Origin of the sequence: Clostridium sp. MSTE9 (assembly GCF_000277625.1) — a bacterium.
Lineage (GTDB): Bacteria > Bacillota > Clostridia > Oscillospirales > Acutalibacteraceae > Faecalispora > Faecalispora jeddahensis.
Genome location: NZ_AKFU01000047.1, coordinates 26,661 through 49,132 on the forward strand (window position 1 = coordinate 26,661; position 22,472 = coordinate 49,132).

A 22,472-nucleotide genomic window follows, 5' to 3' on the forward strand; every position below is an offset into this window, starting at 1 on the left:
CTAACCGGCCTCATATTCGAGACGCTCCTGAACGAAGCCGCCGTTTCGCCCGTTCCTGTAATGGCAGCGCACGCCCTGTGTTTCCGAAACCTGGCTCAGCTCGGGCATTTCCTCGCGGCACAGATCGGTGGCATAGGGGCAGCGGGGAGCAAACCGACAGCCCACGGGAATCTGGTTCAACAGTGGAACTGTGCCGCTGATCTGGTACAGCCGGGTCGCCTTTGCGGTATCGAGCTTCGGAATGGAATTCATCAGCCCCATCGTGTACGGGTGCATGGGATGATCAAAAATATCCTCCACCCGTCCCTCTTCCACGATCTGGCCAAGGTACATCACGATCAATCGGTCGCACGTTTCAGCCACAACCGCCAGGTCATGCGTGATGAGCATCACCGCCATGCCGAGGCGCTTGTTCATATCCACGATCAAATCCATGATCTGTGCCTGAATCGTCACATCCAGCGCGGTGGTGGGCTCGTCGGCGATCAAAAGCTGCGGGTGGCAGGCCAGCGCAACCGCGATCATCACCCTCTGCCGCATGCCGCCCGAAAGCTCGAACGGATACTGGTGGAACCGCCGGCCCGGGTCGGGGATACCAACCAGATTCAGCATTTCGATCGCCTGCTCCTTTGCCTCAGCCTTGGTTCTTTTCTGGTGGATCAGAATCGCTTCCATGATCTGATCTCCCACTGTAAATACCGGATTCAGGGAGCTGAGCGCATCCTGAAACACCATCGAAATCTTGGCGCCGCGCACGCTTTCCATTTGTTTTTCAGAAAGCGTGAGCAAACTTTCGTCGTGGAACCGGACGTCGCCGGTGTAGCGCACGAACGACTTTTCGTCGTACAGCCGCAGAATCGACTGGGAGGTGACGCTTTTTCCGCACCCGGATTCCCCGACGATGCCGAGCATTTCGCCCTCGCGCACCTCAAAGCTGACGCCGTCCACCGCTTTGAGCATACCGCGCTCCGTTTTGAATTCGGTACATAAATTTTCTACCTGCAATACTCTTTCCATGCTGCCGGTCTCTCCTCTCACACGGCTTCTTGAGCCAAACAACGAATGGGAGTTTTGCTTTCTCCCCGCTTCGCCGCGGATTCGATTCAGTTGCTTTTCGGGTCCATCAGATCGCGCACGCCGTCGCCCAGAAGGTTCAGCCCCAGCACTGTCAGCGCGGTAAATACACCGGGGAACAAGATCATCCACCAGGCGGTGTAGATCACGTCTTTGCCCTCTTTTAAAATATTGCCCCAGCTCGGTGCGGGGGCCGGAACCCCGGCGCCGAGGAAGCTGAGAGCCGCCTCGGTGATGATGGCACTCGCAAACACGAAGGTCATCTGAACGATCATCGGCGAGAGGATATTCGGCACAATGTGCGCCCACAAAATCCGTTTCTGAGAAGAACCGAGACACCGCATCGCCTCAATATACGTCTGCTCCTTTACCACCAGCGCCTGGCTGCGGGCCAGACGGGCCATGTTCGGAATATTGACGACGATCAGGCTGATGATCACGTTCTTAATGTCCGCGCCCAGCACCGCCATCATCGTGATCGCCAAAAGCGTGCTGGGAATCGCCTTAAGGCCGTCGCAGACGCGCATCAGGATATTGTCCGCAAGCTTATTGGTGCTGGCATACAGCCCGATCACCAGCCCGAGGAAACCCGAAACAAGGCCGACTGTGAAGCCGACGGTGAGAGAAATCCGGGCGCCGTACAGCACGCGGGCAAATACATCGCGTCCCATATTGTCGGTGCCGAACCAGTGCTCGGCGCTGATACCCTTCAGGCGGTCTGCGGTATTCATCGCGAGCGGGTCATGCAAAGCAATCAGCGGAGCAAAAACCGCCAGGACGATCACAAGGGTGACAACCGCCAGCCCGAATACCGAAGCCCGGTTATGGGTGAACTTCTTCAGCCGGATTTCGAACTGCTCCTGCGCCAGCTTTTTCTTCTGCAGGCTCAGGTCATTCTGGGCAGCCGTATAAGTCATGGCGCCCTCCGAACCGTTTGTACCTAGCATCTCATTCACCCTCCTCTCAGGTTGCTCTGACTCTGGGGTCTGCCACACCGTACAGCAGATCTACCAGCATGTTGATCAGCACATTGAACAGCGCGATCAAAAGCACGATCGCCTGAATCACATAGTAGTCGCGGCGGCCGATGGAATTGACCATCAGCTGCCCAAGGCCCGGAATGGCGAACAGGCTTTCGATGACCGCCGCGCCGGCCAGCATCTGCACCGCGCTCTGGCCGATCATCGTGATGATCGTAACCAGGGAGTTACGCAGCGCATGCTTGGTGGTGATGACAAAATTCCGCACGCCTTTTGCCTTAGCCATTCTGATGTAGTCGCTGCCCAGAACCTCCAGCATCGCGGAGCGGGTCATGCGCATCATCAATGCCGCGTTCATGAACCCCAGCGCGACCGCAGGCAGCGTCAGCGATTTGATGTGCGGCCACAGCCCCCGGCTGATTTCTACATACCCCGAGACCGGGAAAAAATGCAGCTTTACGGCGAAAATGAGCATCAAAAACAGGCCGAACAAAAAACTGGGCAGCGAGATGCCCGCCAAGGACAAAACCGTCACGCCGTGGTCTATGCCGGTTCCCTTGTTTTTTGCCGCCAGCATTCCCATCGGAATCGCGATCACACTGGCGATGATGAGCGCGTACAGCGCGAGGGAAATGGTCGGCTTCACGTGGCTGAACACCACACTGGCAACCGGCTCGCCACCCGCCGTGCTGATCCCGAAATCACCGTGGAACATGTTCCCGATCCAGATGAAATACTGTTCCACCAACGGGCGGTTCAGGCCCATTTTTTCTTCCAGCTTTGCAATATCATCCGCTGTGGCCAAATCGCCCAGCAGGGTAGCCGCCGGGCTGCCGGGCACCATTTTCAGCAGTGTGAAAATGACCACCGACACCACGAACAGTACCGGAATCACAGACAGCAGTCTCCTAACAATGAACTTCTGCATCAGCTTTCCCCCCACAACCAAGAGAATCTAAGAATAAAATCGCCTTACTTTAAAACAGTCTGTTGGTTTCTTCCCCCGCCTTGCGGCGGGGGAAGAAACGGTTGGGTTCCTCACAAAGCTTCTTTCAAAGCAAATCGGCTGTATTTCAGAATCCCATATTTCAGACTTAAGACTCCACAATCCCGGCGTTCCAGAATTTCGGCCCGCCGCTGTACATATTGATACCGGTCACATTTTTCTGCCATGCGAACATGCCCATGTAGTGACCGGGGCAAATGATCGGCAGGTACTCCCAGGAATACCCCTGCAGCTCATCCCACTTGGTTTTTGCTTCCTCCAGCGTGGGAGCAGAGGTCATTTCCTTGAATAAGGTCTGCAGCTTTTCATCGTCGGACCAGCCGGGATACGCAGCGCCGTAATACAGCTTGAGCGACGGTACCGGAACCTCCGCAAAGGTTGTAATGTACATATCGAACTTGGTGGGATCCTTACGGTATTCCGTCAGGGTGGCCCAGTCAACCACGGTAAGCTTTACAGGAATGCCGATCTTCTCGAGCTGCGATTTGATGGCGATACCCATGTTATCCATCTTGTTCAAAGTTGCGACCAGAATGGTGAAGGGTTCCCCTTTATAGCCATTGTCCGTAAGAATTTTCTTAGCCTTCTCAAGGTCTTTCTGGTTGTAATTTTCCTTCCCGGCCTCAGATGCCCAGAACGGCTGGCCGGCATCCATATAAGAAGAGCCAAGCTCGTAAGCCTTGCCGTAAGAGGCGGTCAGAAGCTCATCATAATCAAGAGCGGTATTGACCGCGGTGCGGAAATACTGATTCGAGGCAATGCCCTGCTTGTGGTTTGGAATCAGCGCGATAGTACCCATCTGTGAGCTGACCGTGGTCAAATTCGGATTGCTTTCCAGCCGGGCATAATCATCGTAGGATACATTGAATACAACATCGTACTGACCGGCTTCCAGACCGGCGGACTCTGTGGCCTGATCCGCAACCAGGTCAAACTGGAGAATCTTGGTGGGGGCCGCCTTATAGCCGCTCCAGCCGTCCATCTCGGTTCCCTTTGTGCCATAGGCAACGTAGTCGTCAAAGCGCTCCAGCTTAATGTACTGATCCTGCTTCCACTCAGAGAATTTATAGGGGCCAGTACCGATGTAGTCTTTCAAAAATCCGTTGGTGTCTTCGTTTTTGCACGCGGCAGCCGTTGTGATAGAGGCCGGCTGTGCGGCGCCCGCGATCATGGCGGGCAGCAGGATCAGCGAGGCTTTGCCGTCGATCTTGACGGTGTAGTCATCCACCTTGACGAACCGCGCATCGCCAACCATCGTCCCCGCGGAGCTGAAGCCCTCAATCCAGCGGTTCATAGAGGCGACGACATCGTCAGCTGTCATCTCACTGCCATCATGGAATTTTACGCCTTTTCTCAGCGTAAAGGTAAGCGTTTTACCATCGTTTGTCGCCTCATACTTTTCTGCGAGCTCCGGTACCGCTTCTGCCTTGGAATTCAGTGTGACCAGCTTTTCCCAGACGGTACCATCACAAATCTGCCTTGCAATCAGGGAGCTGTTCTTATGCAAATCCAAAGAAGGCGCCTGCTGTGTTACCGCAATGTGCAGCGTTTCCCTGTATGTTGCGTTTTCCGGGACGGAAGCACTGCCGGACTCGGTGGAGCTTTGTGTTCCGGAAGACCCGGAACAGGCTGTCAGCGACATGGCCGCTGCCAAAACCAAAGCAAGGAATCGTTTTAGCTTCTTCGATTTCATGTGATAGCACCCTCCTAACAAATGTTTCGATCTTCTTTATCACAAAAAGGGCACACGAATTATAAAAATTCGCGTGCCCCATTGCAAGCTGTTCAAAATAAAATGAATATGTTGTTTTGAATTATACGTCCGCCAAAAAAGATTTGTCAATAGACGCAAGCTCAATTTTGCAAGTTCGCTTCTACGAAAAGTCATATCCCTCTTCCTATTTCCTTCCAAAACGCCTCTCAAAGGCGACGAATTTCGCGTTAAATATAGGCAACAGCTCTATATTTTATCCATATTACGAATAACTAAAGTCAGTTTTCACAAATTTCAAAAAGAATTTCCCGGATTTAAAACTTGCACAAACATACACTCTGAAACGTTATCAGCATCTATGCGATTTGAACAGAATGACAAATTACTACAAAATACTTCATTTTTGTCAACGGCGATTTCTGTTTTCAATTTACCTGTTTTAACCGTAGAACACAGACATCTTCCGCAACCTTATCACAACAGAAAAGACCCCAAAAGCCTGCCGGGCTTCGGGGTCTTTTCCATTTGCAAGCTTTTTATTGTACCTTTACCGGCGGGTGGTCATCGCACTCGCTGCGGAAGGAGATACAGCAGAACGCCAGCTGCGGTAAACGCGGCCCCTGCCCACCAGTACACGCCGACGAGCGGCGCAGTGGTTCCATAGATGTCAAACACGCCGGTCAGGCAGCTGCCCACGGTGAGAGCCGCCAGCCCCGAATGATAAGCGTAGCGCGATGCAGTCCCCGGCAATCTTGGAAACGGCAGCAGGTACAGCAGCAGAAACGGCACGGCGCCACCGAGCAGCGGAAACAGGAACAAATACCCCATAAAGGGTGAGAACACGCCGTGGCTGAACTGCTCGTAAACGAATCCGAATACGGCGCAGAACGCGGTGAGCACAGCATACATCCGCACCGTTCTGCCCATTTTCCGTTTATCCGATGTAGACAATGTCGCTCACCTTCCTTTCACTGATCCTGCTCCCGCCGGTGGTGGGCTGGTTGATCACCTTACCATTCAACACCATGGTGGCAGAGCCGCCGCCGTCGAGATTGTATGCCGTTTTCACACCAAGGCTCTTGATAAACTCCGCCATCTGATACAAAGACAGCCCCGCGCTTTCCTTGGTGCGGCCATCGGCTACGACCATCACATAGTGAAGGTCATCGATCTGGCCGATTGCCGTGCGCGGATTGCTGGACATCGCCTTGCCCACCTCTTCGCCCTGCGTCACGGAAACCTCTCCGTCCTTCACGAGGGCCGGGCCGAACGACAGCACTTGCTGCGCCCCATTCTCCAGCAGCTGTGTCGCCGTAACAGAGCCTTCTGTCACAATCTCAAAGGAGCCGTCCCGATAGATCACCAGATCTTCCTGAGAGGCATCGGAAGAGGTGTCGCGGTACAGTACGCCGTTGCGGATCACGTAGCCGCTGCGCGCGCTGTAGTAATCCCCGTTGATGGCCAGAACGGCGTCGGTTTCCGCCGCCATATCCGACGTGGTCTGCGTGATGTTCTTGCCGTAGGTATTGTTCGCCAGCGCCGTTTTCAGCGCGCTCGCATCCGAAAGCGTGATGTCTGCGACATAGACAGTGGTATCATCCTGCCGGTATTGCTTCAGTTCGATGCTGGTCTTCCCGTCGCTGTACGAGGTATCGGTCGTCGTGGCCGATGCCGTGTTCTCTGTATCTTCGCTTTCTGTGGTCTGTGCTGTACCGGCAGACGAGGAAGCGCTCAGCCCCTGCGTTGTGCCGGGTGTTACCGCATAGCTGCGTGGGATGACAAATGCGTCCAGCAAAACATAAGCGGTAAATACCGTCAAGCAAAGGCCGTAGCACAGCGGCCAAAGAAAATTCCCTTGTTTCTTCATGAACTTCTCCTCAATCCTGAGATTTTTCTGCCCTGTCGCAGGCATGCGCGCTCTGCCGCCGAAAGATCCAGAACCTTTGCCCTGCCCAGCTCAGGATGAAAAAGGTCAGCTCCGTTACCAGCTTTGCGGCAAACTGGTTTACCCCCAGCGAATTGACGAGGAAGCTGAGCAAAACGGTATTGCCGAGCAGGATACCCGCAGCCAGCAGAAAATACTGTGTGCCGGTTTTCAGCGTGCTGTCCGTATTGCCGAACACAAAACGCTTGTTGATGGCAAAGTTGGCGCTGGCACTCACAGTTCGCGCCGTTATGTTCGCTACCGGAACGCTGATGTCCGTCCCCAGCCCGGCCAGCCCTACGGCCAAAACACTGTACAAGCCGTAATCGATGCAGAATGCCAGAAAAGAGGAGGCCGCGAATTGCAGAATGTTTTTATAGATACGGAACGAATCGCGCAGGGTGTGAAAATGGGAGCCCTTGTTGCCATTCCTATAAATCGTCTGGATTGGCTCCTCCAGTATGCGGATGTTCCGACGGGCACACTGTAAAAGGACATTCATTTCGTATTCGTAGCGGCTGCCCGGCACACCGAACAAAAATGGAAGCATCCGCACGGTAAAGCTGCGAAGCCCGGTTTGTGTATCGCTCACCCGCAGACCGGTAGAGAGGGTAAACACCGCCCTTGTTACGGTGTTGCCGAACTGGCTGCGTACCGGCGTACCCGGCCCAAAGGCACGCACACCCAGAATCAAAGCACCAGGTGCAGCCGCGGCCCGCTTGGCGATTTTCTGCGCATCATCGACCGTGTGCTGGCCGTCCGAATCCATTGTCACGACAACACTGTCCGCGCCGAAATTCTCGCGGATATACCGGTACCCGGTCTTCAGGGCGTGTCCCTTCCCCCGGTTCGGTTGGTAGGAAAGCACCGCCGCATAGGGCCGGCATTGCTGGAAAATTTTTCGGTAATCGGGGCCGCTTCCGTCATCCACGACCACTATTGTAAAGCCGGAATCAAAAAGTTGTTTGGTCAGATCGATCAAAATCTCTGTCGGTTCATAAGCGGGAATCAAGGCGATCGTTGGCATATCAGATACCTCCAAAAAGGCTTCGGGTTTCTGTTGGCTGTCCGCAAAGCCTTCTCGTCAATTCGCCGGAAGCTCTGCGATGCTCTCATTTTCAGAGGAACAGAGGAATGTGCTTGGATGGCTGCCATCCCTCTGTTGTGCCCACAGTATAATCCCGGAAGCTGAAAGTACCCTGAAAAGGCAAGGGAGATTTCACTCCCAATTTTTTCATGCCGATTTGCCCTGTCATCCTGCGAAAACCGCATGACACCGGGAAAAAATGATTTTTCTCAAATAACTTCTCCTTCTCCGTTCTCAAATTGTTTTCACTCTGTTCATGGTTGCCTTAATAGGAATCTGCCATAAAAGAAAAAACCGGCGCGTCCCTTTTGGCTTAACCAAGGGAGACACACCGTCCTGATTTATTTTTATGAAAATAAATATAAAATATAAAAAAATGGCCCGGCAAATGCCGGACCGGTCTTTTCCATAGAGGAGCAGCAATGCTCCCCGTTTATTTCTTTGTTCAATTTCCGGATGAATTACCCGTGCCGGAGTTTTCCGCAGCCTTTTTGGCAGCGGCCTTCGCAGCTTCGTCCTTATATTTTTCATAGAATGTGGTTGTGAGCGATACTGTTACCTTGTTCGCAGCAATGCTTCCCTGCCCGCCGGAATCCGTATCCGTTGAAACGGTTATTTTGCTGAGAGAGCAGCGATACGGGCACCCGTACAGATTCGACAAAATCTGCTTGGCAGCCACGTAGTTGCGGGCGGTGAAGGTCATCTGAATCGGACGGAGCACCATCTCATCCCCAAAACCGACATTTGAAAACGCGAGGTGATATTCCCCGGCCGCACTTAAAATCGCATCGAGCTGAACGATCACATTGTCGATGTTGTCGTAATTCGGAATCTCTGAAGAAAGGTATTCCCCGCTGTTTTTCAGGTTTTGCAGCTCTGTCAGCATCTTTTGAAGCTGCTGAAGCTTTGCAGCCTCCTGCACCTCGGCGTCCTGCGCTTGGGTGATCCGCTCCTGCGCCACCGCCTGCCGTGTCTCGATCGGGGCCAGAAACAGCTTAAAATACCCGGCGAAAAGCGCCAGAAGCAGCAAAACACCCAGCAGAATCCGCTCCCTTTGAGAAAGGGGTCTTCTCATGAGGACGCCCCCTTCCCAGAGGACGCCGCGGCGGGTTCTTCCACAGCGAGCGTAACCGTCATGGCCGCCGTAACCGTTTTATTTTTTTCATCGGTCGCCGCGGTGTACACCTGTACATTCTCCACCATCCCGCTCGACATCAGCCGCTGGTAAATCGATGAGATGTTATTCAGCGTGACTCCCGACAGCTTCACAGTGATCACCGGAGAGGAAATCGTAAAGGAAGAAACCTGCGCATTGGCCAGCAGCTCATCCTCGATCAGCCGCAGGCATTTCATCGGGTCAGCCTGTCCGCTCAGCCTCGGCTGGGTCTGCGTTTCAATTTGATACTGCTCCAGTACCTGTTCATAGTTCGCGGTTTTGTCTTTGAGCCGGCTGACCTGCTCTTCCTGGCGTTCGGCCTGTGTCTCAGCGCGGGCCGCTGCCGCCAGCGGATCGATAATCCCCAATTTACAGAACAGCAGAACCGCTATAAGCGATGCTGCAGCAATCGGGAGCACAATTCCCAGCCCACGGAGCCTATAATCCCGCTGTGCCAGGTTGATAGTCGTTTTAATGGGGCTTTTCGTACCTTCACCCAATTGCCGTCACCTCCCGTTCATTTCCAGCGCCGCACCCACTGCGGCGGGGCACAGCTCGGCCAGAGCGCCGTCGTCGTTCGGCACCAGCTCTGCGACAGAGTGAATGTTCAGCCGCAGAGTCTCCCGCAGAACCTTCATCAGTTCCGGCGAGGAGGCCAGTCCACCGCCGAAATAAATGTCCTGCAGGTCGGAATCGGGAGTGTTGAACCCGTAAAAGTTTACCGCGCGCAAAATCTCGACCGCGATCCGGGTATAGCGGTCCTGAGCAGACAGCCTGTCCGCCTCCTCCTGGGGGCCCATCGCCACCTGGCGCACCGGTACATCGCTGTATTCGATCACACGGGTGGTTTCATATACACAGCCCCGGTACATGTGAACCCGGATGGAGCGGTACCCCAAATCTGCAATGCAGTATTCGCGCGGATGGTCGTCCTCGTGGGCTTTCTCATACGCGCTGATCAGATTGCGGTAGGTAAGGTACTCCGGCACAGCAACCGCAAGCCTGAGGCCCGCACGCCGCAGCATGGAGCGCCACTGCTGAATCACCCGCTTGGGAGTGGCCGCAATCAAAAGATCGAGCTTTTTTGCGCCGCCGGAGGATTCCTCCAGCGTGTCGACCACCGCGTAGTCGTAAAAATACTCGTCCTTATCCTGCTGTATGTAATCATGAAATTCATAGGGCAGATTTACTTTGAGCTGCTTTGCGGTCATAAACGGCACCGTAACACGGCGGACAAACGCGGCGCTCGGCGGCAGTACCAGTGCACAGTTTTTTACGCTGATCTTCTCTCTTCGCACCAGATCGCGCAGTTCCTTTGCCAGAGCATCGGAACAGGCCACGCGCTGCCCTTCCCGCGGCAGTTCCCCCATTAAGACGGAGCAGTGCAGCCGGTGTACGGCGGAACCCTTTACAACAGCCAGCTTTACCGCGCCGGTACCGATGTCCAGTCCCAAATAGGTCATGCTTTTCCTCCCCTGTCGATGGGCTATTCTATCCTGGTCTTCCCTGAAAACAGTAAATTACATTTGAAGACCAGCACCAGCCGACCTGCCTTTGGGCAGCACGGCGGAGAATCAAATTAGAGAAACAAATTTATATAATATTCCACGGCGGTCTCTGCCGCGAGCATAGAAAGATATACACCGGCCGCAATCGCCGGACCGAACGGGAATGCCTTTGGATTTTCAGGGTCTCCGGCAGTTTTCTTTGTCAGGGCGGCAAACAGGATCCCGAGAACGCTGGAGACAAGCATCAGAAACAAAATACCCTGAATGGAAAAAAACAGGCCGGCCGCAAAAAAGAACTTGATGTCTCCCCCGCCCATGCTTTCCTGCCGCAGCGTACGATCCATCAGGAGCGTGAGCAGCAGCAGCGGAACGGAAGCGGCCAGCCCGCTCATAAGGCCGCTCCCCACATTTTGCAGGAACGCGCCGCCGTTTAAGAACGGGGTAAACACCGCCCAATCTATCACAATCGCCAGCAGCAGCCCGTTCGGAATCAGACCGGTGTCGTAATCCACCAGGGCCACTGTCAGCAGAAGAACCGTCAAAATCAAATATTGAAGGGTTTGCAGAGTAATGCCATACCGCAATACAATGCCCATGAATGCCGCCGCACACAGCAGCTCCGTTACCGGGCATCGAACAGAAATTTTCGCGCCGCACCAGCGGCATTTGCCTCGCTGCACCAGCCACGAAACGACCGGCACCAGCTCTTTTGCGGTAAGCACATGGCCGCACTCGTCACAATGGCTGCGGCCGCGCAGAAAATCCTCGCCCACGGCGATGCGCCATGCCGTGCATGCGGCAAAGCTGCCCATCACCGTGCCGAGAACAACGGTACAAAACAACAGGTAAGCCGTCAGCGCCGGGGTCAATTCATATAATAGCACAGACGGCTCCTCCTGTCTTGGTGAAAATTTCGGAAAAATTTCTCTTGTACCTATTTAAAAAATACATTGTTATCCATAACAAAAAATATTCGGTGGTATTTTTTAAAATTGGCTTTAAATTTTTAATAACTTTACTTAATGGTACTTGGCACAACCCATTCTTTAGTTTCAATTTCACCTGAAGAATCAATCTTTATGTGAATAATTTTGCCTTTTTGTTTTTGACCATATGCTTTAATTTTTGCTGCATCAGTTTTGTCTTTCTCAATCTTACCTGTATCAGCATCATAATAGCCATCAATCTCTGTGTCACTATCTTCAGTCAAAAACGTGGTAACAGCAACAGCTTTTGCAGCACGCTCATTAGCCAAATCAGTGTTTGTACGTGCATTATCAAGCTGAGCGTTAAATGCCGGAATAGAGATCGCCACCAAAATAGCAATAATCGCGACGACGATCAGCATTTCCATCAGGGTAAAGCCTTTTTTTGATTTTCTCTTTTTTTGCAGGGTTTGCAATGTGTTTTTCATAGGGATTTTCCTCCTTCATTTTTTTCGCCCTTGCTGGGTCGAGGTATCTCATTTGAGCGATTGGTTTATTTATGTATCAGCCGGTATGGAAAAGCACCGGCGGAATACCGAAAGGACTGTCAGCCATCTGTTTTCAGCCCATATTGGCATACAGGGCAAACATCGGCAGATAAACGGCAAGCAGAACCAAAAAGACGATCACTGCCAGAATGCAGATAATGATCGGCTCAAGCAAGCTGAGCGCCTTGCGCGACGCTAAATCCGTCTCGTTGTCGTAATATACACCGACCATATCGAGCGTATTCTCAAGCGAACCGGTTTCTTCGCCAATCCGCACCATCTCAGAGACCAAATCGGGAAATACGCCTGCGGAATCGAGACAAAAGCTCAGCGTTTTTCCTTCCTCCAGGTCGGAAAGTCTTCCGGTCACCTTCGCGCCGATCCATGCGTTGTCCAGGATGGACGCGGTAACAGAAACCGCCTGAAGCACCGGCAGACCGGCGGAAAGCAAAGTAGAAAGCGTGCCTGCAAACTGGGCCGAGGCTTTGAGCAGGCCGATCCTCCCCAGCACCGGCAGCCTGAGCCGCTGGCGCGCGTGAAACAGCTTGCCCTTCTCTGTACGTCCATACATTTGATATGCAAAAATTCCGCCGCCAATGACTATCACAAGCAGCAACCAGAATTTTGTGAAAAATCCGCTGATGGCAATCAGCCCCCGGGTGATCCACGGCAGCTCCACCCCCATGGAGGAAAAGCTTGTGGTAAATGCAGGGACTGCTACCACCATAATGATGACAACCACGATCGCGGCCACAATCAGCGTGAACACCGGGTAAGTCATCGCGGCCTTTACCTTGCTTTTGCTCTGAAAGGATTTATCGTAATACGTCTGCAGCCGTTTGAACGCCACATCCAGCGTACCGGATTCCTCGCCGGAACGAACCATTTCAATAAAGGTGACGGGAAGATTCTTTCCGCGGTTTTTCAGGCTCTGCGCCAAGCTCAGGCCCGACGCCACATCCCCGGCGGCCTGCTGCAGAATCTGCCTCAGCGTTTTATCCTGGGTCTGGCCCGCAATCAGCTCTACCGCCCGCACAATGGGCATACCGGAACCGAGGATGACCGCAAACTGCGAACACATCATGGACAGCGCGCGTTCACTGATCTTGCCGGTCGTGAACTGCGAATGCGCCTGATTGTGCCCTCTGACCGGGGTAATCTTCGTAATGGCGGCGTCCATCTCCCGGAGCCTTGCGACTGCGGCGTATTCGTCCGGCGCCTCTATGATGCCGGAAAGCTTCTTGCCGTCCGGAGAAATGGCCTGGTATCGGAAGGTCTGCAACGGGTATCACCTTGCTTTCAAATCGATTCGGATTGCAATTGCACTTTAAGAAGCTCCCTGTTTCCCTCTCCTTCTTCGGCAAGAGAAGGAAACGGCTTGTTTGCATCAAATCTTTACAGGAGCAGGTTTCGCTCCACAAAATCCAGATCGTGCGCCGCCTGCTTTGCCGTATCGGCGCTGATCTTGCCCTCGCGGTACAGCTTCAATATGGCGTTATCCATCGTAATCGCTCCCTCCCGGGCAGAGGTGGCGACGGCGTTTGCGATCTGCGGCGTTTTTCCCTCGCGGATCAGATTGCGGATGGCGTTGTTGACCACCATCAACTCACAGGCGCATACGCGGCCGGTTTCACTCTTGTTGGGCAGCAGCTGCTGCGCCAGAACAGCCCGCAGCGTCATGGAGAGCTGCATGCGGATCTGCTGCTGCCGCTCTTCGGGGAACACCCCCACGATGCGGTCGATAGAATCCGCGGCGCTGCCGGTATGCAGCGTGGTCAGCACCAGATGCCCCGTCTCCGCGGCGGTCAGCGCCGTTTCTATGGTAAACAGATCGCGCATTTCGCCAATCAATATGATATCCGGGTCCTCGCGCAGCGCGGCACGCAGACCAGCGGCGTAGCTTTTGGTATCCCGGCCAACCTCCCGCTGATTGAAAATGGAGCGGTCGGGCGTGTAAATGTACTCGATAGGGTCTTCCAGCGTGATAATGTGCCTGGCCTGCCGGTGATTGATTTCGTCAATCATCGCGGCCAGCGTAGTGGATTTACCGCTGCCGGTCTCACCGGTCACCAGAATGATGCCGCGCCGCAGATCGGTCAGGCGCTCCACCATCGGGGGAAGCCCCAGGCTGGGGAGCTCCGGAATCCGGTCGCTCAAAAGCCGCAGTGCTCCCGAAAGACAGTTCTGCTGGCGAAACAGGTTGATGCGGACGCGCACGCCCTCGATGGTAGCGGAAGCATCCAGCTCCCCCACCTCCCACAGCTGTTCAAAATCCGTACCGGCCAGCTCGCGCGCAAGCTCCTCGCAGTCCTGTCTGGTCAGCACCTCGTCCCGCATGGACAAAAGCCGCCCAGCCACACGGTATTTGGGCGGCAGGCCGCAGATCAGGTGAATGTCTGAAGCATTCGCATCGGCGGCCTGCCGGATCAACTCTTCAATCTTCATAGTTCCTCCACGGCCGCGACGATGCGCCGGGCCTCCTCAATGGTCGTAACCCCCTGAAGCACCAAACGGCGCACGCCCTCCGCAAGGGGAACAAAATTCCGCTCCGTGCCGACGATGGTCTCCAGCTCTTCGCGTCTGGCGCCCCGGTTGATCGCCATGCGCAGCGCGTGGCTGATGACGAGGATTTCAAACGCGGCGGTACGCCCCCGGTAGCCGGTGCCAAAGCAAGACGGGCACCCGGCCCCGCGGTACAGCTTATGGCCGCCATAGGGGTCGAGACCGATGCTCAGCAGATCATCGGGCTGCGGGGTGTATTCCTGCCGGCAGTTGGGGCAGATGCGGCGCACCAGGCGCTGAGAAATGATGCCGTTGAGCGCGCCGGAGATAATATACGGCTCCACACCAATGTCAACCAGACGATCGATAGTTGCAAGCGCATCGTTCGTATGTACGGTAGAAAGCACCAGATGCCCTGTAATGGCCGCGCGCATTGCAATCTGAGCCGTTTCGCCGTCGCGGATTTCACCGACCGCGACGATGTCGGGATCCTGGCGCAGGATGGAGCGCAGGCCGCCGGCAAAAGTCAGCCCGGTTTTTTCGTTGATCTGCACCTGATTGATCCCCTCAATGTTGTACTCCACGGGGTCCTCAAGAGTGACCAGATTGACCTGATCGGTATTCAGCTCGCGGATCATGGTGTACATGGTGGAGGATTTACCGCTTCCGGTAGGGCCGACGATCAGCACCATGCCGGACGGACGGGAAATCAGGCTCATGTACTGATTCATTTCGTCCTGATTCAGGCCGATTTTATCCTTGCTGAGCAGCTGCGAATCCTTGTCGAGCAAACGGATGACCACCTTTTCCCCATAGATGGTGGGAAGTGTGGAAAGCCGCATGTCGATGTCGCGCCGCTGTACCCGAACCGCCGCACGGCCGTCCTGCGGAATACGGCGCTCCGTCACGTCCATCCCGCCCATGATTTTCAGGCGCGAGACGACTGAGCCCTGTAAATCCTTTGGAACACTCATCACGCTGCGCATGACGCCGTCCACCCGCATGCGCACGAGCAGCTCCCGTTCATGCGGCTCTACATGAATGTCACTTGCAGTATCCAGCACCGCGCGCTCAATGATGGAGTTGACCAGGCGGATCGTTGGGGCCGAGGCGGTATCCTCTTCCTCGCCGAGAACGCTCGCGGTGAAATTGTCGGCAAAGCGAACCGGAGCGCCTTCCCCCATTTCGCGCTTCATGTCCGCAATCGCGCGCGCCGCGCCCTCGCTGCCGTACAGCTTTGAAATGGCATGGTCGATCGCTTTGGCCGTCGCGATCATCGGAATGACGCGTTTGCGGGTGGAGGCCTTTACCTCCTCGATCGCCACAAAATTCATAGGGTCGCTCATCGCGATAGAAAGGGTATCCTTTTCCAGCCGAACCGGCACAACACTGTACTTCTGCGCGATCTTCTTCGGCAAAAGCTCCGCCAGCTGCGGCTGAACCGGGGTGCTGCTCAAATCGACAAACTCAACGCCGAGCTGTACCCGCAGCGCCTCAATCAGCTGCTGCTCCGTGATGACCCGCTCTTCGATCAGCTCCCGGCCCAACCTGTGTTTTGTTTTTTTCTGCTCGCGCAGCGCGTGTTCCAGTTGCTCCTGTGTAATCAGCCCTACTGAGAGCAGCAGGTCTCCCAAACGCGTATAAGTCATGAGGGTCCCCCTTTCCGCCGCGGCTCCATCAGCCATTCACGGCCCGAAATGAAAATTCATAGGAATCAGACAGCAGGTGATGCGCGGAATCGTACAGGCGGTAGCTTCCCGCAAAGACGCCGCCGGAATAGCACAGGTCAAACCCGCTGATGTCGGCGCCCGAGCCGGGCGTGTAATCCGCCGGCACCACCATCAGGCCCGAATAGCTCAGATTGCTCAACAAAGAGATACTGGCATCCTTGTCCCCGTCCACATAAAGCAGATAAATATGCCCTGTATCCTGTGTACCGAATTCGCCGGTACCGACACGCAGCGAACCATCGCCGATTCCATATTCGCTGCTTGTATAGGCGGTCACTCTTCCCGTACTGTCTGTTGTAATATCCTCCGCATAGCGCAGCACATCCGAAAGCGCACGGTTGATGGTATCTGCTACCGACTGGCTTTCCGCCGCGAAGGTATCCTGCACGGTCACGCGTGCCACCGCCTGACTGCCGATAAAAATGACGGAGGTCAGCAGCGTGATGATCAGAACAGCCATCAGCGTTTCCACCAACGTCATTCCGGCACGGCCGCACAGCCTGCGCGCCGCCCGCTTCATCCGCCGCCCCCCGTACACTGTGCGTAGGAAATCAGTTTTTCACCCGACGAGGCGCCGGAGTACGCGTAATAGCGTACGTCATAGCTGCGGCCATCGATGTCGATGCTGCCGGTGGAAAAGGCCGGAGAGGTCTGCTGCTCCGCCGCGGCCAGCACCTTCTGATACAGCGCGTCCATCTCTTTTGACTGCGTGCTCATGCGGGTGGAGGCCATTGTCATCTGCAAAAACAGCATACCGGAGAGCACCACCAGAAGCAGAGCCGCCAGTGTTTCTACCAGCGTTTCGCCGGAGGAACTCCTTTTTCTGCGCATCTAGTCCGCCCCCTTTGTAATCACGCCGCTGCTCCACGAGGTTTTATAATAATCATAAGTCGTGTGGTCGGTTGTGTGTGCCGTGCGCGCCGTAAACGAGACCGCCATGGAATACTCCCCGGCAGTCAGCACAATTGTTGCATCGCCGCCCTGCTCCATCGCAAATTCCGCTTGAACGCCCGGCATTCCCTCGTCCGCCTTGATCTCAAAGCTGCCTCTGTATTTTGTCAGCCCTCTCGTGTCGTCATATGCGTCGGTCAGAAGATCGCCCTCATCGTCCGGTGAGAGAAAGGGTGTGATCTTTTTCCAGCCGCTTTCCATTATCGGCAGACCCGTTGCGGGATCGATCCCCGTCTGCCAGGATTGCCAGGTCTTCCCCTCGGTATAGGTGTAGTTCCCGATAGTATCTTTGATCAGCCGCGCCGCAGAGGCTGCCGCAAGATAGTTCTGCTGATTCTCGTAACGATCCTTGGCCTTGACGGCGTTGGCTGTCGCAGCGGTCAGAATCAGCGAGCCCATCGTCAGACAGATGAGAAAAAACAGCAGAGCGATCAAAAATGAGGTGCCGCGCTCACTATGCAGTTTTCTTTGAATGGAACGCATAGCCGCCCTCCTGTCAAAATCCCCATCAGCCAACCGGCCAATCGCCGTAGTATTCCAGCCCCTTGATGCGGGGGTACGGATACGCCAGCCCGCTGAGCGACCCGGAAACCGGGTGTGTCTGCGAGGGCGTGGTAATCATCGTCCAGCTCAGGTCACCGGAATCCCAGTTCCAGCCGCCAGCCACCGTTTGCAGCTGCCTCAGCGTATCAAACGATATACTGGTCACCCTTCCGTCCACATTTGTTGAAGTATCCACGTCTGTATTAAAGCCGCCGAACTGCCGCACCCAATAGCAGGTATTTGCGGCGTTTACGGAAGGAACGGGGGCAAAACCCCAGCGCGCGCCGTTGCCGGTCAGCTGTACCGCGGCATAGCAGTTTGTCACTCTGCCGTTGTTAGAAAGGATATCCCCGACAAACCCAACCGACATGCCGTTTTCCGCTGCCGCGGTGCCTACCGTAAAGCTGTTGGAGATCTCTCCCCAATTCGACAGCCGCCGGGTAAACCCGGAAGCCATACTGCTGCCGGACGCCGAAACCGTGCCGGTGTGATAGGAGGATTCCACCTTGACCCCATCGATGATATCCACGAAGCCGGTGGCAATGCCGCCGTTCTGCGCTGTAACATTCCCCGCCGAAAAATTCTCGGCAAACTTCGTCCAGCCCGACAGCATCCGCACAAAGCCCGAAGCCGTTCCGCCACTTGATGCCAGAACAGGGCCAATGCAGTACGAGGAATCCAGCGTGCCGCCTGTAACCGTATCAGCAAAGCCGGAGGCATCCCCGCTGCCCTGCGCCGTAACCGCACTCTCGGCATGGCTGCCGGTGATCACGCTGTTGGACATCATCCGAACAAAGCCCGCAGCGGTGCCGCTGCCTTTTGCCGTAACAGAACCGACATGATAGGAGGAATCGACTGTGCCGCCCGTAAGCTGATCGGCAAAACCGGAGGCACTTCCGCTGCCCTGCGCCGTAACCGTGCCCTCGGCATGGCTGCCGGAAACTGTACCGTTGGACATGACCCGCAGAAAACCCGAGACCGTGCCGTTCCCTTGCGCCGTAACGGAACCGAGAACATAAGAGGAGCCGATGGTTCCCCCTGTAAGCTGATCGGCAAAGCCGGAAGCATTTCCGCTTTCCCCCGCTGTGACCGCACCCTCGGCATGACTGTCTGAAACCGTACCATTGGACATGACCCGGACAAAGCCAGAGACTGTACCACTCCCGGACGTTACAACCGGGCCGGTACGGTAGGAATGATCGACATTTCCGCCGCTGTGTGTATCGATCACGCCACTGGCATTCCCGCCGTTCTGCGCCGTGATCGTGCCGGCGGAATACGAGCCGCTGATGTTGCCGCCCGAATTCGTATAGACCAGACCGGCCGCTCCCCCGCTGTCTTTCAGAGAAGTAACCGTGCCCAGCATGGCGCTTCCGCTGATAGCACCGCCCGAACTGCTGGTACCGGCGATTCCCGCCGCAATACCGCCCGTAACCGCCGCATCCGCGCTGATCGTGCAGGAACTGATTTTAGAGGAGCCCCAGCCCATCAACCCGGCGGCGGTACCGGAAGAATTCGATATGGCGGTATTGGCCACCCTGCAGCCGGAAATGGAAAGTCCGGTTCCGCCGGTTCCTACCATTCCCGAGGCAAAGCCGCCGCTGCCCGTGATCGTAACGCTCCTCTGGATATCAGGCGAGCCGACCACACAGTTTGAAATACTGCCGGTGTTCAGCTCCCACACCAAACCGGCCACAGAGGCGCTTGTGCTTGTCACGCTGCCGGAAAGGAGCTTGCAATCCACAACGCTGCCGGTATTTTTATTGGCAATCAGAGCTGCCGTATTGCCTGATTGTGAAATCGAAACGTCTGCCAGACGAACCCCTTTGATGACGCCGTTGTTGTCCTGGAACAGCGGCATCCGCAGCCCACTGATGGTATTTCCGGCACCGTCATAAACAGACTGGGTGGCATTATTGTTGATCCCTCCGGTGTCAGCCTGTACGACAGTGATATGATGCGTCTGCTTAAAATACCACCCGTTTGAAATTCTTTTTCTGTCCCTGAGCTGTTCTTCTGTGCGCAGCTGGCCCGGCTGTTCCTCATTAAACTGCAGTTCATGAAAAGAAATTGCCGCCGCAAACAGCGGATTGACATAAAGATCCCTGCCGGATTGATCATCTTTGATGATGATATTGATCTGATTGTCATGATTGAGCATTTCGCTTTTTGCATATGGAAGAGGATATAAATCCTGTGCGATGGCAGAAATTGTGATTTTGTCGCCCAAGGTCGCACCTGACTTCCAGGAAATATGAGGTGCGGCGGGCTTCCCTGTACCGGACGGTACCAGCATCCCATACCCCGCCTGCGCAATGGTCTTGGCATTCACGTAGTCCAGCGTGTCGGCCAGCGTACTATTAGTATCATACCCGTAAAAGCCCCACGTGCCATCCGTGTACTTTTCATAATAACACAGGCTATACGGGGGTTTCCCCGTTGCGTGAGTAAATTTTTCAGGCCAGTCGCCGTAGTATTCTTCGGTGACCATCCGGAACGGGTACGCGCTGCCCTGGAGAGAATCCGCATAGGGGTGGCATTTGGCCGCGCTGTTCTGAATGGGATTCCCGGCGCTGTCCTTCGCCAGCTCGTCGTATTCCAGAGCCGTCACTCCGGACGGAGCGGAACCCCCGTAGGCGTCTGTGGCACCGCTGTTGCCGGATTGTGACAGATAGCTGCCGCCCGCATACGTTACGCCGCCGCTGCCGGTAACCAGCGGCCCATAAGTAATTGTTCCGTTTGTTGTTACGGTCCCGCACGTGTAGCTGGAGGCAATCGTAAGCGTGCCGGCGTTCAGGCCGACCAGCGCGCCGCCGGCCTCAGACGCGGCCACATCGGCAGAGGAAAAGCTGTCGGTAATGGCGGCATACCCCGACACAGCGCCGATCAAGCCTCCCGTCGTTTTTAGATAGGTGCCTGAACTCCCTGAAATGACCGTGACCGAAGCATAACTATTCTGAATCGTAACCGGGGCGGAAGCACTTCCCCCGCTGACGCTGCCGATCAGGCCGCCAGTCCGGCCCGCTGCGTTAGATATCGGCAGAGCGGAAAAGGAGGTCTTGATGGTAATCCCGTTCCCGTTTTTCGCCTGAACCGAGCCGATCAGCCCGCCGGTGGGGCGCTCCGCTCCGGAGCTGCTGCCGCGTCCTCCGGCAACGGAGCCGGCCCCCGCAGCGCTCTGATACACGCCGCAGTTTTCTACCACAATACTGCTGTTATCGCTGCTAAGACTGCCGATCAGCGCGCCGGACACCTGCTCTCCCGATCCATTAAAATCGACCAGTCGCAGGTTTTGAAAGTTCACGGCGACTAAGCAGGTGCCGAATATCCCCGCGGTTTGGCTTTGTACCTGAAAATTGCGCAGAGTATGAACGATCCCGTCGCCGTCCTTGCCGTCGATCGTCAGGCCATTCTGTGTGGAAGCGGTCGTCAGATCCACCGGCGGGAACAGCGTGGGCGCGGCATCCAGATGGGCGGATATGGGCATCATGGTATTCTGGCGCACAGATCGCGTGAAATCGATGTTGGCCGTCTGAACGGCGGAGCCGTTGCCCATGGAGTAATATCGCAGATTGCTCAGGTGGCGGACACGGAAAAACTCCACGCCCTTTTTATGGAAGACTCCATCCGTCGTCACGTTTGTGTCGTACTTCGCGGCAAACAGGCTGTTCACCGTACCGACTGCCGCATTCTGATACAGGTTTTTCCCGTTATAGGCGAGCGATACGCTCACGGTGATATTGTCACCTGCCTTCAGCGATGGGAACAGCTTTAAAAAGGAGTTTCCGTTCGTTATGCTGTCCAGCAAAACATACAGCGTATAATCGTTCCCGGTGTTCACATCAGCAAAGATACTGGACTTCCATTGATTGAACTCGGCATCGGACTCAGAGTCGGATTTCACCGCGGAATCACCGTCCGCGTTCCGCGTTACGGTAGTCCCGTGCTCGTCCGTAAGACTGATGGAGACCAGAACCTTCTCCGGGTGCCCGAGCGCCTCTCCCAGCTCCGGATAGACCAGCTTTAAATACAAATCCTCTCCGTTGACCAGCTCGAGCGTTTCAGGCAGATGCTGTGGCTCGTCCGGCCGCGACGGCTCCGGAGATGAGGCGGTAAGGCCGCCGTAATACCCGATACCCAGCTTCGCGCGTACCTCCCGGTCATCGGTTCCCGCTAGCCGCTCCCGCAGATTTTTCACCGTATCGTGGTCGAGTGCGCTTTTGGAATAGTATACATCCGTCACATCGCCGGAACGCGGATTCAGATACAGCACCGAACCGCCGGTCAGCGTGGAGAACAGCGCGGACAGGCGGTCGAGCGAATCGCCTGTCGTTTCAGACGTTATGTAGTAGAGCGTTTTTGTCACACCGCCCTGTGTGACTTCTTCCTCCTGAACAACACTGCTGTCAGCCGCAAGCTGCTGCAGGCCGCCGGAGGCCTTTTTGTCCGTCAGCTCATTCTGAGCCGCCAGAAAAATTTCGCGGGCTGTGCCGTCAAGCTCGGTGATCTGAAGGTTTTTCCAGCTTTGAACCAGATTAGGGGCCGCCAATGCCAGCAAAACAGAAATAATCGCCACAACCACCAGCAGTTCTGCGGTGGTAAATCCACGTCTGTTCAGTCTGTGTTTTACCATTGGCCGGAACATCCGATTCATCCACCGTCCAATCCTCTAAAATTTCCATTTACAAAAAGAAAGCCGCCGTTTTAAAACGACAGCTTCTTATACGCAATCAATGCCTCTGCACCCGGGCAAAGTCAACCTTTGGGCAGTTGGCTGCGGTAATCTGCATCGGACAGGCACATCGCTTTAAACCACCATTTTG

Annotated in this window: 19 protein-coding genes; all 19 read right to left on the reverse strand. The window is 55.3% G+C overall.

The features are described 5' to 3' along the window. The 19 genes from HMPREF1141_RS13880 to HMPREF1141_RS13970 all read right to left on the reverse strand — a co-directional run bounded on the left by HMPREF1141_RS13880 (position 1) and on the right by HMPREF1141_RS13970 (position 22,282). Positions 1-1,017 carry an ABC transporter ATP-binding protein gene (locus HMPREF1141_RS13880; RefSeq protein WP_009065556.1) on the reverse strand — a complete coding sequence of 339 codons (1,017 nt, stop codon included), beginning with the start codon at positions 1,015-1,017 and terminating at the stop codon, positions 1-3. 86 nt (positions 1,018-1,103) lie between these two features. Then, positions 1,104-2,021: an ABC transporter permease gene (locus tag HMPREF1141_RS13885; RefSeq protein ID WP_009065589.1), complete on the reverse strand. Its 918-nt coding sequence runs from the start codon at positions 2,019-2,021 to the stop codon at positions 1,104-1,106. Positions 2,022-2,037: 16 nt separating this feature from the next. Next, a complete protein-coding gene (locus tag HMPREF1141_RS13890) occupies positions 2,038-2,982 on the reverse strand; it encodes an ABC transporter permease (protein WP_035317181.1) in 945 nt (314 codons plus the stop codon). Positions 2,983-3,148: 166 nt separating this feature from the next. Continuing rightward, the gene (locus tag HMPREF1141_RS13895) at positions 3,149-4,753 is read right to left on the reverse strand and encodes an ABC transporter substrate-binding protein (protein WP_009065614.1); all 1,605 of its coding nucleotides are present in this window, start codon (positions 4,751-4,753) and stop codon (positions 3,149-3,151) included. 582 nt (positions 4,754-5,335) lie between these two features. Next, positions 5,336-5,725 carry a hypothetical protein gene (locus HMPREF1141_RS13900; protein WP_155863656.1) on the reverse strand — a complete coding sequence of 130 codons (390 nt, stop codon included), beginning with the start codon at positions 5,723-5,725 and terminating at the stop codon, positions 5,336-5,338. Further along, positions 5,709-6,641 (reverse strand): phosphodiester glycosidase family protein, encoded by a 933-nt coding sequence (locus HMPREF1141_RS13905; protein WP_009065620.1) that lies wholly within the window; start codon positions 6,639-6,641, stop codon positions 5,709-5,711. The genes HMPREF1141_RS13900 and HMPREF1141_RS13905 overlap by 17 nt, the downstream gene beginning before the upstream one ends. 10 nt (positions 6,642-6,651) lie before the next feature. Next, positions 6,652-7,725: a bifunctional glycosyltransferase family 2/GtrA family protein gene (locus HMPREF1141_RS13910; RefSeq protein ID WP_009065553.1), complete on the reverse strand. Its 1,074-nt coding sequence runs from the start codon at positions 7,723-7,725 to the stop codon at positions 6,652-6,654. 505 nt (positions 7,726-8,230) lie between these two features. After that, positions 8,231-8,860, reverse strand: a complete 630-nt coding sequence (locus tag HMPREF1141_RS13915; protein WP_009065580.1) for a hypothetical protein — start codon at positions 8,858-8,860, stop codon at positions 8,231-8,233. Further along, on the reverse strand, positions 8,857-9,441 hold the full coding sequence (locus HMPREF1141_RS13920; RefSeq protein ID WP_009065653.1) for a hypothetical protein: 585 nt from the start codon (positions 9,439-9,441) through the stop codon (positions 8,857-8,859). Before HMPREF1141_RS13920 ends, HMPREF1141_RS13915 begins: the two co-directional genes overlap by 4 nt. 6 nt (positions 9,442-9,447) lie before the next feature. Further along, on the reverse strand, positions 9,448-10,404 hold the full coding sequence (pilM, locus tag HMPREF1141_RS13925; protein WP_009065606.1) for a pilus assembly protein PilM: 957 nt from the start codon (positions 10,402-10,404) through the stop codon (positions 9,448-9,450). Positions 10,405-10,520: 116 nt separating this feature from the next. Beyond that, positions 10,521-11,333 (reverse strand): A24 family peptidase, encoded by an 813-nt coding sequence (locus tag HMPREF1141_RS13930; protein ID WP_009065727.1) that lies wholly within the window; start codon positions 11,331-11,333, stop codon positions 10,521-10,523. 131 nt (positions 11,334-11,464) lie between these two features. Further along, positions 11,465-11,863 (reverse strand): prepilin-type N-terminal cleavage/methylation domain-containing protein, encoded by a 399-nt coding sequence (locus HMPREF1141_RS16930; protein WP_009065649.1) that lies wholly within the window; start codon positions 11,861-11,863, stop codon positions 11,465-11,467. Positions 11,864-11,996: 133 nt separating this feature from the next. Next, positions 11,997-13,205: a type II secretion system F family protein gene (locus HMPREF1141_RS13940; RefSeq protein ID WP_009065699.1), complete on the reverse strand. Its 1,209-nt coding sequence runs from the start codon at positions 13,203-13,205 to the stop codon at positions 11,997-11,999. A gap of 113 nt (positions 13,206-13,318) precedes the next feature. Beyond that, positions 13,319-14,368: a PilT/PilU family type 4a pilus ATPase gene (locus HMPREF1141_RS13945; protein WP_009065551.1), complete on the reverse strand. Its 1,050-nt coding sequence runs from the start codon at positions 14,366-14,368 to the stop codon at positions 13,319-13,321. Continuing rightward, positions 14,365-16,074: an ATPase, T2SS/T4P/T4SS family gene (locus tag HMPREF1141_RS13950; protein ID WP_009065671.1), complete on the reverse strand. Its 1,710-nt coding sequence runs from the start codon at positions 16,072-16,074 to the stop codon at positions 14,365-14,367. Before HMPREF1141_RS13950 ends, HMPREF1141_RS13945 begins: the two co-directional genes overlap by 4 nt. A 28-nt stretch (positions 16,075-16,102) precedes the next feature. Beyond that, entirely contained in the window at positions 16,103-16,675 is a 573-nt protein-coding gene (locus tag HMPREF1141_RS13955; protein ID WP_009065685.1) for a type II secretion system protein, read from the reverse strand. After that, a complete protein-coding gene (locus HMPREF1141_RS13960; protein ID WP_009065676.1) occupies positions 16,672-16,986 on the reverse strand; it encodes a hypothetical protein in 315 nt (104 codons plus the stop codon). The genes HMPREF1141_RS13955 and HMPREF1141_RS13960 overlap by 4 nt, the downstream gene beginning before the upstream one ends. Beyond that, positions 16,987-17,589, reverse strand: coding sequence for a hypothetical protein (locus HMPREF1141_RS13965; RefSeq protein WP_009065655.1), 603 nt, complete (start codon positions 17,587-17,589; stop codon positions 16,987-16,989). Between the two features lie 25 nt (positions 17,590-17,614). Further along, positions 17,615-22,282, reverse strand: coding sequence for a prepilin-type N-terminal cleavage/methylation domain-containing protein (locus HMPREF1141_RS13970; RefSeq protein WP_035317182.1), 4,668 nt, complete (start codon positions 22,280-22,282; stop codon positions 17,615-17,617). Positions 22,283-22,472 lie beyond the last annotated feature (190 nt).

Excerpts from the sequence above, each read along its gene's own strand:
- HMPREF1141_RS13880 (WP_009065556.1), bottom strand. The coding sequence starts at position 1,017 with ATGGAAAGAGTATTGCAGGTAGAAAATTTATGTACCGAATTCAAAACG.
- HMPREF1141_RS13885 (WP_009065589.1), bottom strand. The coding sequence starts at position 2,021 with ATGCTAGGTACAAACGGTTCGGAGGGCGCCATGACTTATACGGCTGCC.
- HMPREF1141_RS13890 (WP_035317181.1), bottom strand. The coding sequence starts at position 2,982 with ATGCAGAAGTTCATTGTTAGGAGACTGCTGTCTGTGATTCCGGTACTG.
- HMPREF1141_RS13895 (WP_009065614.1), bottom strand. The coding sequence starts at position 4,753 with ATGAAATCGAAGAAGCTAAAACGATTCCTTGCTTTGGTTTTGGCAGCG.
- HMPREF1141_RS13905 (WP_009065620.1), bottom strand. The coding sequence starts at position 6,641 with ATGAAGAAACAAGGGAATTTTCTTTGGCCGCTGTGCTACGGCCTTTGC.
- HMPREF1141_RS13910 (WP_009065553.1), bottom strand. The coding sequence starts at position 7,725 with ATGCCAACGATCGCCTTGATTCCCGCTTATGAACCGACAGAGATTTTG.
- HMPREF1141_RS13915 (WP_009065580.1), bottom strand. The coding sequence starts at position 8,860 with ATGAGAAGACCCCTTTCTCAAAGGGAGCGGATTCTGCTGGGTGTTTTG.
- pilM (WP_009065606.1), bottom strand. The coding sequence starts at position 10,404 with ATGACCTATTTGGGACTGGACATCGGTACCGGCGCGGTAAAGCTGGCT.
- HMPREF1141_RS16930 (WP_009065649.1), bottom strand. The coding sequence starts at position 11,863 with ATGAAAAACACATTGCAAACCCTGCAAAAAAAGAGAAAATCAAAAAAA.
- HMPREF1141_RS13945 (WP_009065551.1), bottom strand. The coding sequence starts at position 14,368 with ATGAAGATTGAAGAGTTGATCCGGCAGGCCGCCGATGCGAATGCTTCA.
- HMPREF1141_RS13950 (WP_009065671.1), bottom strand. The coding sequence starts at position 16,074 with ATGACTTATACGCGTTTGGGAGACCTGCTGCTCTCAGTAGGGCTGATT.
- HMPREF1141_RS13955 (WP_009065685.1), bottom strand. The coding sequence starts at position 16,675 with ATGAAGCGGGCGGCGCGCAGGCTGTGCGGCCGTGCCGGAATGACGTTG.
- HMPREF1141_RS13960 (WP_009065676.1), bottom strand. The coding sequence starts at position 16,986 with ATGCGCAGAAAAAGGAGTTCCTCCGGCGAAACGCTGGTAGAAACACTG.
- HMPREF1141_RS13965 (WP_009065655.1), bottom strand. The coding sequence starts at position 17,589 with ATGCGTTCCATTCAAAGAAAACTGCATAGTGAGCGCGGCACCTCATTT.
- HMPREF1141_RS13970 (WP_035317182.1), bottom strand. The coding sequence starts at position 22,282 with ATGGTAAAACACAGACTGAACAGACGTGGATTTACCACCGCAGAACTG.